The organism is Curtanaerobium respiraculi (assembly GCF_024609215.1).
In the GTDB taxonomy this organism is placed as follows: Bacteria; Actinomycetota; Coriobacteriia; order Coriobacteriales; family Eggerthellaceae; genus Curtanaerobium; species Curtanaerobium respiraculi.
In genome coordinates this window covers 34,385-46,964 of sequence record NZ_JANIPD030000001.1, presented here as the reverse complement: position 1 = coordinate 46,964, position 12,580 = coordinate 34,385, and the positions used below count along the sequence as shown (strand labels likewise).

Sequence of the window (12,580 nt, the reverse complement as noted above, 5' to 3'; positions counted from 1 at the left end):
ACAATCGAAGACGTGAGCCGATGGCCACGCATTCCACGAACTAGGAGGAAACATGCCTACCCTTACCCGCGATTCCGTTCGAGTGCCCGCCGACGTGATGCCGGAGGCGCGCGAGATCTACATCGAAAATTACCTGAAGGCCACGCAGGGGACCGGCCGGTTGATGCTGTTCGCCTGCGACCAGAAGATGGAGCATTTGAACGGGGACTTCCACGGCCCCGGAATCGATGCAAGCGACAACGACCCCGAGCACCTCTTCCAGATCGGCGCCCAGGGCACCATCGGCGTCCTCGCCGGCCAGCGCGGCCTCATCGCCCAGTACGCGCCCGATTATCCCCAGATCAACTATCTGGTGAAGATGAACAGCAAGACCAACCTGATCAAGGCGGCGCAGGACGACCCGTATTCTCCGCAGCTGTGCGACCTGGAAGCCGTGCTGGCGATGCGCGAGGCAGGCGTCAACATCGTGGGCGTGGGCTACACCCTGTACCTGGGCAGCGAATACGAGTCCACCATGCTGTCCGAGGCGGGCGAGCTGGTTGCGGAGGCCCATGCGAACGGCCTGATCGTTGTGCTGTGGATCTACCCGCGCGGCAAGGCGGTGGCCGATCGAGAGAAGGATCCCGACACCATCGCCGGCGCGGCGGGGGCGGCGCTGTGCCTGGGGGCCGATTTCGTCAAGGTCAACCCCCCGAAGGCCACCGACGATGCCACGAGCGCCCAGAACCTCGCCATCGCCAGCCAGGCGGCGGGCCGCACCGGGCTGGTCTGCGCGGGCGGTAGCAAGGCGGATGCGAGGGAGTTCCTGGCGAACCTGCACGACCAGATCCATATCGGCGGTGCGGTCGGCAACGCGACGGGCCGCAACATCCATATGCGCAGCCTGGACGAGGCGGTGCGCCTGACCAACGCCATCAGCGCCATCACGCTGGGGGACTGCAGCGTCGACGAAGCCCTCGCGGTGTTCAACGGCGAGAAGGCCTTCGAGCTCTAAATCCGAACCCCGATCGGGTTTCCCGGGGGAGCGCAGGCAGAGGCGGCAGAACGTCGCTCTTTCGGGCCGTTGGGGTCGATTCCCCCTACGAACGCCGCGTTTTCAAAAGACGGCTGCTTCGCGCGGCCGTCTTTTCGCTATACTGTTGCGCATCCGTTACTTTTCCCCAGGAGGCTCGCATGGACGAATTCTTCAAGATAAGCGCGCGCGGCAGCAGCGTTCGCACCGAGGTAATAGCCGGATTGACGACGTTCCTCACCATGGCATACGTGGTTGCCGTCAATCCCGCTATCCTCTCGCAGGCAGGCATCCCCTTCAGCGCGGCGCTCACCGCCACGTGCTTCGGCGCAGCGCTTATGACCGCCATCATGGGTCTGGTCGCCAACCGCCCCTTGGCGCTGGCAAGCGGCATGGGGCTCAACGCGGTCGTGGTGTTCAGCATCGTCATCGGGGAGAGCGTCGACTGGCGCGTGGCCATGTCCTGCGTCGTGTTCGAAGGCGTCATCATCCTCATATTGGTGCTTTGCGGCCTGCGCGAGGCCATTATGGATGCCATCCCCGCTAGCCTGCAGCAGGCAATCGGCATCGGCATCGGCCTGTTCATCGCATTCATCGGCTTGAAGGGCGGCCTGCTCATCGTCGGGAGCGAATCCTCGCTCATCACCATGGGCTCCGTCAAGGACCCCGCGGCCATCGTCGCCATCATATCCATCGTATTGGCAATAGGGTTCACGGTGGCGAAGGTGACGGGCGGCCTGCTGTGGTCGATCATCATCGCCACCATCATCGGCATCTCCATGGGCGTGACGCCGCTGCCCACCGCGTGGGACTTCGGCCTCGACTTCAGTGCCTTCGCAGCGCCGTTGCAAGTCGGGGAGGACGGCATGCTCCCGCTCGTCAAAGTGGTTTTGGAACCCGCGTTGCTGCTCTTCGTGTTCAGCATGCTCATGAGCGACTTCTTCGACACGCTGGGCACCGCGTTCGCCGTGGGCCAGGAGGCGAACTTCATCGACAAGGACGGCCGCATCGAGGACGCCCGCAAGATCCTCGCCATCGACTCCATCGCGGCGGCGGTGGGCGGCTTCATCGGGGCGAGCAGCATCACGTGCTACGCGGAGAGCACCTCGGGCGCGGCGGCGGGCGCACGCACCGGCCTTTCGAACCTGGTCATCGCCGTGGCATTCGTCCTCTGCGCGTTCCTCGCGCCCATCATCGGCATGATCAGCAGCTCGGCGACGTGCGGCGCGCTCGTGGTGGTCGGCTACTTGATGATGAGCAACATCGGGCAGATCGAATGGACCAAGCCCGAGCTCGCCATCCCCGCTTTCCTCACGATCGTGGGCATCCCGCTGACCTATTCCATCACCAACGGCATCGGCTTCGGCTTCATCTTTTTCTGCATCATCATGATCGCGCAGGGGCGCGCCAAGGAGGTGTCCCCGCTCATGTGGGTCGCCAGCATCGCCTTCCTGCTCTCATTCCTGCTGGTGTAGTGCCTTTTCCAGCATTCAAGCCTTCGGTTTCGGGCTCCAGCGTCTTGCAACCAAGTCGCGGAGCCTGAGACATTCTCTGTTGGACCCTCCCCTTGCAGGGATTCTTTGATCGGGACGAGCCGTCCGCACTGCACGATCAAATTGCCGTTGCGGACGCGAATGGCATTGAGCAGTGCCTTTTCCTATCGGTGATCTTTCGAGGCGATTTTGCATTGAATTCGATGCGGGCTTCCTATGTCGGTGGTTTTCGCCTGAACGAGTTCGTTCCGTGCCGCCAACCTATCGAACAGGTCCTCGAATGCCGTGCCGTGTTCTCGGTTGCGATCAAGCTGGTAAAAAGCGGGTCAAGCACAACAGGCACCTTCTATGCACAGGACGGCAGCATGGTGGTAGGCATTCCCGCTTTTGAGCATCCCTGCGGATACAGGCGTAATTTGGCAAGCGTGTGCGACAGCCGCAACGGATACGCGCCGAGCGCGCGGTGAGAGGTAGCCCGGTAACTTGGCACCGTGCCCCGGTCAGCCTTCTATCTCGGAAACAAGGGCGTCTTCGTGATCGGCGATGTACTCGTTCATGAAGGGTATAGCGAAATGCAGACGCCCCCATGATCCGGCATCGATAATCCCTGCGCTGATCAAACGCGCTCGATGCATGCTGATTTGCGAAGCGGTTTTGCCCATGAGTTTGGCAACTTCCGCGGTTTTGCAAGGGGATGTGTTGGTCTGCGCCATCGCGATAAGAAATCGCATTTGTTCGGCTGGCAACCCATGCAGAGCCGGTTCGATAACCGTTTCGTCGAAGCGCAGCCGGGCGGTTCGAACGCCACGCTCGATCTCCTCATTCCCAATGGATTCTTTCGCCTGCCGGGCAGCTGCCTGCCAAGAATAGTAGCCGACGAGTTGGACCATGAACGGATATCCTTGCGCCGCCTCTGCCATCGTCTCGGCAATTTGTCTGTCCGCATGGAATCCCGAGTCCGCAATGGTCGTTTCGAAGGAATCGGCAATTTCGGCGGTGGAAAGGGACCCGAGGTTGAAAGGAACGGCACGCCTTAGGAAGGTCGACGCCTTGCTGTTGACGACACCTTCCACCAGGGAGGGCAACCCTGCGAACACGAAGGCGATATCAAGGTCTTCGCGGATGAGGTGCTGGACCGTCGACGCCAATGTGGCGATGTCTGCGCTGTCGGAATCTTGCACTTCATCCAGTGTGATGAGCAGGCCCTTCTTCGCCGCCTTCTCCATTGCCGTGCGTAACTCGATGGACGTACGCTCGAATTCAATCGCGCCCAAACTCACCCCCAGCACCTCGGGTTGCAACGTTGTCCCCCTGATTGAAGTACGAGGGGAAAGGCGTTGCAAAATGCGTTGCGAGACCGATCCGGTGGATGTCTCGTCGATGACGGTCCACCCACGATGCCCTGCCAGGCTTCCGAGCTCGTTGAGCACCGCCGTTTTGCCCATTCCGCGCATGCCCGTTAATCGCATGAGCCTTCCTGGGGCGCCGGGACCGTTGTCGAGTCCTTCGGTGAACTCAAGTAGGATGTCCTCTCGTCCGATGAGCTCTGGAGGAGTTCTGCCGGCTGTTGGTTTGAAGGGGTTCTGCTTCATGAAGACTCCGACTATGAATTTATAATAAGAAAAACAATCTATAACATGAAAAACAAATTATAACATCCACAACGAATGCCGGAGAGAATATCGGCAAAGATGTTCCTTGCCAGCGCTTCTGTCCCCAAGCCGGTTGGTTGCAAATCTAACTGCAACACTTGCGTTTAAAAATTCAACCTACGCTGTCCCCAAGCCCAAGCCCTTGATGCTTTGCGAGTATTTGGAGTATTGAACTATACGACTATAGCAAAACGCAACAATTGCGCTATTCAACGTGCGAATGAAATGAGCATCATCCCATTTGCGCCGAGCAATTACGTGGATGCCGCCACGACCCAACTCGCTATTCCTCTGAGCCTTGCCCCCCTGGCAGCGCTCGGGGCGTTTAATTGCTGAGCGCCCGTGCTCTTCCGATGGGCGGTGCATCCTGCCGAGCGGGCATGGAGGGCGCAGTAGCGGTTCATGGTGAATGCAAGTCATGAGTTGAAAACTCCGCTCACGGTGATCATTGCCAATGACTCGATTCTTTCCTCCCGAAGAGCGGATCGTCAATCAGATGAAGTAGATTGAGGGCGCGGGGGTCCGCATGCAGGGCCTCGTGGGCGATATGCTGTGCCCCGCTTGTGTAGAGCCTGCGATTTTGCCCGCATATACTTACCATGGTGCAGGTGAATGACGGTTTCCCATGGAAACCAACCCGTTCGCTCCCATCTGCGGCACATTTCCGAGATGTGCGGGGTACAATACGCCGCGAACACACGCGCAGGCATTGAAGAAGGACTAGAGCATGTTCGGGAATAAGAAAGAGCCCCTCGGGAAGCACGGTGCCCCCGCCGCGGGCGGAGCTTCCGAAAAAGCGCCGCAAGCGTCCGGCGAGGCGACCCCCACCCCCCATGTGGGCAGCTATTACGCGGGGGTGAATGCCGCCGTCGCAGCGGAGCGGCCGCGCGGCAAGAAGATCGCCGCCATCGTGCTGGGATCCATCGCAGGCGTCCTCGTGGCGGCCTACCTCATCGGCATCGTGGTTTTCAGCAACGTGTTCTACCCCCGCACCGCTTTGGGGGCAGCCGATATCTCGCTAAAGCCCGTTTCCGAGGTCGCAGACATAGCCTCGGACATCGGGAGCAATTATAAGATCAAAGTCACGGGAGACGGGCTCAATTTCACCGTCGACAGCTCCGCCGCCAACGTAAAGGTCGATGGTGGGGACGTCGCTTCGGCCGCCATCTCCGACAACCAGCCCTGGAAATGGCCGTATGAGATTTTCCAGGATCATGACGAGACGGCGAACATGGCCAGCACGTTCGATTCCGCCGGCTTGGATGCCGTGGTCGGGCAGTACGTGGACGCCTTCAACGCGACTGCTACCGATCCCGTGAACGCCACGGTCACGTTCTCGGCGGTTGACAAGGCCTTCGTGGTCGCGCCCGCATCGGTCGGCACGAAGGTGGATTCCGCCGCCGTGTTCTATGCGGTCGCAACCGCCATTGCCACGATGGATTCGAGCGTCTCCTTGACCGAGGCGCAGTTGGTGCAGCCGACCGTCTTCCAGGACAATCCCAAGCTCATCGCCGCGGCTGAAACCGCGAACGGGTACTTGAAGGCCGATTTCCAACTGGTGCTCGGCGACACGGCCATCCCCGTTCAAGAGGTGGGGCCCGCGCAGATTGCGCAGTGGGTGACGATCGATGAGAACCTCGCTGTCGCCTTCGATGAGGAGCAGATGAACGCATGGACCGAAGAGCTGGCTAATTCGGTCTACACCGTGGGCAAGGAGCGCACGTTCACTGGTGTCAACGGCGCCACGTACACCGTAAGCGGCGGCACCTACGGATGGGATATCAACACCGAATCGCTGCTCGAAGAGGTGGAGGCCGCCGTCGCCGCCGGGCAGACCGAGCCGCTGACGATCCCCACCAACCAGGAAGGGTATACCTGGAACGGGCAGAACGGAATAGACTGGGGACCCCATGCCGAGGTCAGCCTTTCCGAACAGCACGCCTGGTTCGTCGATGCCGCCGGCAACGTGCTCTGGGAGTCCGATGTCGTCACCGGACGGCCCGATGCCAAGCACAGCACACCCACGGGGGTGTGGCGCGTGCTCAACAAGGCGACCAACTACACGCTCACCGGCGATGTGCAGGCGTCCACCGGGCAGCCGGAATACCGCACGAAAGTCGCCTTCTGGATGCCCTTCACATACAGCGGATGCGGATTCCATGACGCGACGTGGCAGTCGGCCTTCGGCGGCACGCGCTATGCCGACGGATACGGATCCCACGGATGCGTGAACCTGCCCTACAATGCGGCGAGCTCGCTGTTCGACGTGATCTCGGTCAACAACGCGGTCATCGTGCACGAATAGGCCCGGCAACACGAGCTGTGCGGGAATCGCAACGGCCTTTGCCATGCGGGGGCCGTTGTCGTGTGCGGAGGAGGCTGTCTAGAAACTTCCTCTGAGACTGCTGATCATACGGCATATGGTGTTTTGAGAAATATATAGATACTATATGTTGTATGCTTGAACAGATTGATAGGAGTTTCTGGACAGCCTAGGGGTGCCCGTCCGCCTGCGCATCCGTCGCTTCCCGCCATGCAGCGATTGGATTCCCCGCGAATTGCAAGACGGCCATGCGGGCGCGTTGCCATGCGAAATGGTGCCCGAGGTGGGATTCGAACCCACATGTCTTGTGGACAACGGTTTTTGAGACCGTCGCGTCTGCCATTCCGCCACTCGGGCATGCGAGCGAGATTATATCCTATTTAGCTCTGCTCCATGAGCAAATCCATGATGTCTTGCTTGCTGTGCACATCGAGCTTCTTGTAGATGTGCCGCGCGTGGCTGCGGACCGTGTTTTCCGAGATGATGAGCTCTTCGGCAATGTAGCTTTTGGAGCGTCCCTTCACCAGGAGCTTTATCACCTCGGTCTCGCGACCGGTGAGTCCGTATACTCCGGCGAGATTGTCGCATTGGGTGTCGATGTTCTCGAACATCGCGGTCTCGGTATCGGGCACGTCGAGATCGCGGAATATGCGGCTTTCGACGAAGTTGCGGTCGTTGAGCGTGAGGATGGCGGCGAGCGTGAGCGCGTAGGCGAGCAGCGTTATGAGGAATTCCGTGTTCGGCTGCTGGTAGATGATGGGGCCGACGAGCATCCCGAGCGCCAGGGGCGCCGCGTAGGCGATCCATGCTCCGCCGAACACCAGGTAAGGGGAGTCGGAGCAATGGCGGGCGGCATCGGAGAGCATCGCGAGCATCACGTTCACCAGCAGGGTCTGCCCCACTGCCATCAGCACGAGCGTCCACCCGATCCAGTCGGCGCCCAGCGTGGGCATGAAGAAAAGCGACGTTGCGAGCAGTATGACGATTGCGCGCCACATGTTGGTCAGATGCAGCTTCCCGCGGAAGTAGAACACCCACCACAAGATCATGCCCGCCGCCAGCGCCTCGGAAAGATGGTGCACGAGTGAGAGCTCGAAGCGGGGGGTCGGGCTGGGGGTTGCCGCCATTGATGGGGCGATGCCGATGATGAAGGCGCAGACGGCGACGCCCAGCAGGATTTTGAGCGGCGGGGATTCGAAAGCGTTTCCGAAGTAGATTTGAGGGGGCCTTCCCTGGGGAAGGGGGTTGGCAAGCGCGCGTTTCAGCATGAGCGGGTTGGCGAGGGGCGCGAGTGCGAGCACGAGGCAGTGCGCGCCTGTGGGGAGCATGTCGAAGGGGATGCGCAGGATCATGCCGATGAGCATTGCGCTGAAGATGCAGGCGACGGCGCAGCGCAGGTCGATGCGGGCGTAGCACGGCACCCAGGAAAGGTAGAGGCCGGTGGCTCCGATGCCGGCGAGGATGCCGGCTAGGACGGAGGCATCGGGGCTGGCGAGCAGCGCGATGGCTCCTGCTCCTGCGAAAAGGGCGACGGGCCAGATCAACACGAATTCGAGAAAGCCATGCGCCGACTTCGCGAGCGCGCACGCGAGGAGCATCGCGCATCCCATGGTGATGAACATCGGCACGCCGACCGCGTCCACGCCCTCGGTGTGCAGCATCCCCCATACGTAGAGCTCGGGGATGATGAGCCCCAGGTATTCCCACTTCACCCGAGAGGTGATGCGGGAGAGTCCTTTCCCTTCCGTTTCCCCCACGGTCTCTCCTCTTTGGATAGCATCTCTCCTGCCTCGACTATATCCTATCGTTGGAGCGCCGATTTGCGAATAGTCGGCTTTGGGAAAAATCCCCAATCGCGTCGATATGGGATTTGCCCTGTTCGGTGGGTGATGTGAATTTGGGAATCATCCGTTCTCCGCGGGTGCAAAGCGCTATCCTGTGCATCCATCTTGAAACACGAGGGATTCCATGGGCCTGTTCGAAGTCATATTGATCGGCGTCGCGCTCTCGGCGGATGCAATGAGCGTGACGTTGGCGAATATGCTGGCCAATCCGGCCATGCGGCGGGCACGTGCCCTCTCCCAGCCCGTCGCGTTCGGAGCCTTCCAGGGTCTCATGCCGTTCATCGGCTATTTCCTCGGATCGCTCGCGGCGGGCTACATCGAGCAGTTCGCCGGCATCGTCACCTTCGTCATCTTGGGTGCTATCGGGGGCAAGATGGTATGGGACGGTTTCCACGAGGAGCTCGAGGACGGAGCGGAGGCGGCACGCGGGGTGCTGTCGCTGGCGACGGTCCTCGTCCAAGCGGTCGCGACGAGCATCGACGCGCTCGCCGTGGGCGTTTCGTTTGCCGCAACGGGCGAGAACATCTGGATGGATGCCGGCATCGTCTCGCTGAGCACGTTCCTGCTCTGCTTGCTGGTTCTGGGGATCGGGCGCAGGTTCGGCGAGAAGCTGGGCACGCGCGCCCAGGTCGTCGGCGGGGCCGTGCTCATCGCCATCGGCGTGAAGGCCCTGTTCTTCTAGAATCGCTCCAGCCAGGCCGCTAGGATGACCGCGTGGTTGATGCGCGGGTCCTTCGCCGCGTAGAGCAGGGTGACGGGTTCCTGCAGCGCGGCAAGCCGATGCGCTTGCTCGACGGCTTCCGGCCTTGCATCCAGCTCGGCCGTGTAGCGCGCGCGGAACGCCTCGAAGTTCTCGGGTCTATGGCCGAACTCCTTCCGCGCCTCGGTGCTGGGGGCGAGCTCCTTCGCCCATAGGTCGAAGGAGAGATCGACCTTCTTCATCCCCCGCGGCCACAGCCTGTCGACGAGGATGCGGAATCCATCGCCGGGTTCCGCGGGTTCGTACACCCGCTTGATGCTCACGTCCATCGTATGCCTCCGTTTTCCGATGTCTTCACCGGGTATATCACGAATTCGCGCCCCCTTCCGTTGTCCAGGCAACAGAAGGCGCACGTGATCTGACGGGCGCGGCTTCATCCGCACGTTCGCATCGCCGCTCTGCGAGGGGGTCCGAACCCAATTTGACTTGGCCATGGAAGGGGGAGCGGCACTGCGCATGGCCGTTTCCCCGGGGCGCTCCGAACGCGTGGGACGCGCTCGTCCCTGCTGGGCGCCGCGATACTCCAATCAGTGTATTCAGATGGCGGAAACGTTACGGACGCGCTGGTGGAAGCGGGGTCGGAGGCGGGCGTGCTATGCTCAAGCCCGCGCTGCGAGCGCGCGCGATACAATGTAAGGAGTCGATACGATGGCCTATAACGACGTGCCGGTCCCGCCATATCAGCAAGATCCCCGGCAGACAACCCAACAGCAGCCCCAGTCCAATTGGGCATATGCGAACCCGAGCCCTTCCCCCGCGCAAAAGGGGAAGAAGCGCGGGGGCGCGAAGACCTTCCTCCTGGCGTTTTGCGGCGCCGCCTTGGCATGCGCGCTGTTCGGCGGCATAGCCTTCGGCACGGGCGCCTTGAAGTCCGGCTCCACGACGACGCTCGGCGGATCCGGTGCGGCGATCACGGCAACCGCCGCCGATGATGATGCGACGCTTTCCGAGCAGGTCGCCTCGAAGGTGCTCCCCTCCATCGTTGCCATCGACGTGTACACGAACCAGAGCACCGCGAGCACGTATGGATACCATAACTGGGGCAGCAACAACGGCAGCTCCAGCACGCTGACCCAGACGAGCCTGGGAAGCGGTGTCATCATCAGCTCCGATGGCTACATCCTCACCAACTACCATGTGGTGAGCGGTGCCGATCAGTTGAAGGTCACGGTGAACGATGGCGCCGAGTATACGGCGACCGTCGTCGGTGTCGACGAGTCGAGCGACCTCGCGGTAATCAAGGTCGACGCCAAGGACCTGACCGCTGTCGAGATCGGTTCCTCAAGTGATCTGAAGGCGGGCGAATGGGTGATGACCGCGGGCAGCCCATTCGGCTTGGAGCAGTCGGTGGCCACGGGCATCGTCTCTGCGACGAGCCGCACCATCACGGTTTCGAACGACAGTTCCGACGGCTACGGGTATAACTCGAACTCGAGCGGCAGCGTATCCGTCTACCCCGGCATGATCCAGACCGATGCCGCGATCAACCCCGGCAACTCGGGCGGCGCGCTGGTGAACAGCCGAGGCCAGCTCATCGGCATCAACTCGGTGATCGAGTCCTACTCGGGCAGCTACTCGGGTGTCGGTTTCGCCATCCCCGTCGATTACGCGGTGAACATCGCCCAGCAGATCATCGACGGCAAGACGCCCAGCCATGCCAGCTTGGGCGTGTCGGTCACCTCCGTCACCAGCACCATCGCGCAGCGTTACAACCTCTCCATCAACGAGGGCGCCTACGTGAACGGGGTCTTCGACGGCACCGCCGCCTCGGCTGCCGGCTTGAAGGAAGGCGATATCATCACCAAGGTGGACAGCACGCAGATCTCCAGCTCGACCGACCTCATCGCCGCGGTCCGGATTGCCGGCGTGGGCTCGCAGGTGACCATCACCTACTACCGCGACGGGCAGCAGCAGACCTGCCAGGCGACCCTGGGCAGCGACACGGACGTCTCCTCCTCTTCGCCGCTGCAGAGGCAATCCAGCGCCACTCCCTTCCAGCAATCGCCTGGCGGAAGCGGGAGCGGAGAAGGCAACCAGTCCGCCGCATAACGACTCCCACATCCTATGGATGCTATGAAAAGGCCGCATGCCCTGCGGCCTTTTCTGCTGTTCGCCTGCGTAATCGGGTAAGATGAACCCATCTGTGCGAAAGGATGTGCTATGGCGGGTTCCCAATACAAATACAAGCGCGTGCTGCTGAAGCTTTCGGGCGAGGCCCTGATGGGCAGCGCCGGCTACGGCATCGACCCCAAGGTGGTCGGGGACCTTGCTGTCCAAATCAAGAAGATCGTCGATGACGGCATCGAGGTCGCCGTCACGGTGGGGGGTGGCAACATCTTTCGCGGCATGGCGGGTGCTTCCGAGGGCATGGACCGGAGCCAAGCCGACTACATTGGCATGCTCGCGACATGCATGAACGCGCTGGCGCTGCAGGATGCCTTCGAACGCGCCGGCATCTTGTGCCGCGTCCAGAGCGCGATCGAGATGCGCCAGGTTGCAGAGCCTTACATCCGCCGTCGTGCCATCCGCCATCTGGAGAAGGGCCGCGTGGTCATCTTCGCCGCCGGCACGGGCAACCCCTATTTCACCACCGACACCACCGCGGCGCTGCGCGCGTGTGAAATCGGGGCGGAATGCCTGATGAAGGCCACCAAGGTCGACGGCATCTACGACAGCGACCCGAAGACGAATCCGAATGCCAAGCGGTTCGACCATATCAGCTACCTCGACGTCATCTCAAAGGAGCTGCACGTCATGGACACCACGGCGACATCGCTGTGCATGGACAACAATATGCCCATGCTCGTGTTCGACATCACCCAGCCGGACAATATCGCGCGCGTGCTCAAAGGCGAGAACGTTGGTACGACGGTAAGCTAGCGCTGCGTGTAGAATGGCACCAAGCAGGTTCTAACGAAGGGATTCCCGCCATGGTAGATGTAGAAGAGATCAAGTTGGAAGCCGAAGACCGTATGGAGAAGGCCCTCGATTCGCTGGGCGAGGCGTTCGCGAGCGTGCGCACCGGGCGCGCGAATGCGATGGTGCTCGACCGCATCCGCGTGGAGTACTACGGCGTTCCGACGCCCATCAACCAGATGGCAGCCATCAAAACCCCCGATGCCCATATGCTGGTCATCGAGCCGTGGGATAAGGGGACCCTGGGTGCCATCGAGCACGCCATCCACAACTCCAACCTGGGCATCAACCCCAACAACGACGGCACGTGCATTCGCCTTTCGTTTCCGCAGCTCACCGAGGAGCGCCGCCGCGATTTGGTGAGGGATTGCAAGACGTATTCCGAAGAGGCGCGCATCGCCATCCGTAACGCGCGCCGCGATGCGAACACCGCCCTGGAGAAGGCCGGCAAGAACGATAACCTTCCCGAAGACCAGCAGCGTCGTGCGCAGGACGACATCCAGAAGCTGACCGATTCCTACATCGCCAAGGTCGAGGACTCCTTCAAGGAGAAGGAAAAGGAAGTCATGGCGATCTGAAG

12 protein-coding genes and 1 tRNA gene are annotated in these 12,580 nt (G+C 61.4%); 9 read left to right on the top strand and 4 right to left on the bottom strand.

Annotated features, from left to right (window positions below; translation table 11 throughout):
- Positions 1–52 precede the first annotated feature (52 nt).
- The 3 genes from NOV21_RS00195 to NOV21_RS00185 all read left to right on the top strand — a co-directional run bounded on the left by NOV21_RS00195 (position 53) and on the right by NOV21_RS00185 (position 2,972).
- Positions 53–994, top strand: coding sequence for a beta/alpha barrel domain-containing protein (locus tag NOV21_RS00195; RefSeq protein ID WP_283169626.1), 942 nt, complete (start codon positions 53–55; stop codon positions 992–994).
- A 179-nt stretch (positions 995–1,173) separates the two neighbouring features.
- On the top strand, positions 1,174–2,487 hold the full coding sequence (locus tag NOV21_RS00190) for an NCS2 family permease (RefSeq protein ID WP_283169625.1): 1,314 nt from the start codon (positions 1,174–1,176) through the stop codon (positions 2,485–2,487).
- 92 nt (positions 2,488–2,579) lie between these two features.
- Entirely contained in the window at positions 2,580–2,972 is a 393-nt protein-coding gene (locus NOV21_RS00185) for a hypothetical protein (protein ID WP_283169624.1), read from the top strand.
- A gap of 33 nt (positions 2,973–3,005) precedes the next feature.
- Here the strand turns inward: NOV21_RS00185 and NOV21_RS00180 are convergent, their stop codons facing one another.
- Entirely contained in the window at positions 3,006–4,097 is a 1,092-nt protein-coding gene (locus NOV21_RS00180; protein ID WP_283169623.1) for an AAA family ATPase, read from the bottom strand.
- 462 nt (positions 4,098–4,559) lie between these two features.
- Between NOV21_RS00180 and NOV21_RS11300 the strand changes: the two genes are divergently transcribed.
- Entirely contained in the window at positions 4,560–4,667 is a 108-nt protein-coding gene (locus NOV21_RS11300; protein ID WP_428978377.1) for a hypothetical protein, read from the top strand.
- A gap of 217 nt (positions 4,668–4,884) precedes the next feature.
- Positions 4,885–6,462, top strand: a complete 1,578-nt coding sequence (locus NOV21_RS00175) for a L,D-transpeptidase family protein (RefSeq protein WP_283169622.1) — start codon at positions 4,885–4,887, stop codon at positions 6,460–6,462.
- Between the two features lie 290 nt (positions 6,463–6,752).
- Here NOV21_RS00175 and NOV21_RS00170 read toward each other — a convergent pair.
- Positions 6,753–6,837, bottom strand: a tRNA-Leu gene (locus tag NOV21_RS00170).
- Positions 6,838–6,860: 23 nt separating this feature from the next.
- Positions 6,861–8,237: a helix-turn-helix transcriptional regulator gene (locus NOV21_RS00165; protein WP_283169621.1), complete on the bottom strand. Its 1,377-nt coding sequence runs from the start codon at positions 8,235–8,237 to the stop codon at positions 6,861–6,863.
- A 211-nt stretch (positions 8,238–8,448) separates the two neighbouring features.
- Between NOV21_RS00165 and NOV21_RS00160 the strand changes: the two genes are divergently transcribed.
- Positions 8,449–9,006, top strand: a complete 558-nt coding sequence (locus NOV21_RS00160; RefSeq protein WP_283169620.1) for a manganese efflux pump MntP — start codon at positions 8,449–8,451, stop codon at positions 9,004–9,006.
- Here NOV21_RS00160 and NOV21_RS00155 read toward each other — a convergent pair.
- Complete coding sequence (locus NOV21_RS00155) at positions 9,003–9,353, bottom strand: DUF488 domain-containing protein (protein ID WP_283169619.1); 351 nt, start codon at positions 9,351–9,353, stop codon at positions 9,003–9,005. The genes NOV21_RS00160 and NOV21_RS00155 overlap by 4 nt on opposite strands.
- A gap of 379 nt (positions 9,354–9,732) precedes the next feature.
- Between NOV21_RS00155 and NOV21_RS00150 the strand changes: the two genes are divergently transcribed.
- From NOV21_RS00150 to frr, 3 genes are all read left to right on the top strand, one after another.
- The gene (locus NOV21_RS00150) at positions 9,733–11,133 is read left to right on the top strand and encodes a S1C family serine protease (RefSeq protein WP_283169618.1); all 1,401 of its coding nucleotides are present in this window, start codon (positions 9,733–9,735) and stop codon (positions 11,131–11,133) included.
- A 111-nt stretch (positions 11,134–11,244) separates the two neighbouring features.
- On the top strand, positions 11,245–11,964 hold the full coding sequence (gene pyrH, locus NOV21_RS00145; protein ID WP_283169617.1) for a UMP kinase: 720 nt from the start codon (positions 11,245–11,247) through the stop codon (positions 11,962–11,964).
- Between the two features lie 50 nt (positions 11,965–12,014).
- Positions 12,015–12,578, top strand: a complete 564-nt coding sequence (frr, locus tag NOV21_RS00140; protein WP_283169616.1) for a ribosome recycling factor — start codon at positions 12,015–12,017, stop codon at positions 12,576–12,578.
- Positions 12,579–12,580 lie beyond the last annotated feature (2 nt).

Excerpts from the sequence above, each read along its gene's own strand:
- NOV21_RS00195 (WP_283169626.1), top strand. The coding sequence starts at position 53 with ATGCCTACCCTTACCCGCGATTCCGTTCGAGTGCCCGCCGACGTGATG.
- NOV21_RS00190 (WP_283169625.1), top strand. The coding sequence starts at position 1,174 with ATGGACGAATTCTTCAAGATAAGCGCGCGCGGCAGCAGCGTTCGCACC.
- NOV21_RS00180 (WP_283169623.1), bottom strand. The coding sequence starts at position 4,097 with ATGAAGCAGAACCCCTTCAAACCAACAGCCGGCAGAACTCCTCCAGAG.
- NOV21_RS11300 (WP_428978377.1), top strand. The coding sequence starts at position 4,560 with ATGGTGAATGCAAGTCATGAGTTGAAAACTCCGCTCACGGTGATCATT.
- NOV21_RS00175 (WP_283169622.1), top strand. The coding sequence starts at position 4,885 with ATGTTCGGGAATAAGAAAGAGCCCCTCGGGAAGCACGGTGCCCCCGCC.
- NOV21_RS00160 (WP_283169620.1), top strand. The coding sequence starts at position 8,449 with ATGGGCCTGTTCGAAGTCATATTGATCGGCGTCGCGCTCTCGGCGGAT.
- NOV21_RS00155 (WP_283169619.1), bottom strand. The coding sequence starts at position 9,353 with ATGGACGTGAGCATCAAGCGGGTGTACGAACCCGCGGAACCCGGCGAT.
- NOV21_RS00150 (WP_283169618.1), top strand. The coding sequence starts at position 9,733 with ATGGCCTATAACGACGTGCCGGTCCCGCCATATCAGCAAGATCCCCGG.
- pyrH (WP_283169617.1), top strand. The coding sequence starts at position 11,245 with ATGGCGGGTTCCCAATACAAATACAAGCGCGTGCTGCTGAAGCTTTCG.
- frr (WP_283169616.1), top strand. The coding sequence starts at position 12,015 with ATGGTAGATGTAGAAGAGATCAAGTTGGAAGCCGAAGACCGTATGGAG.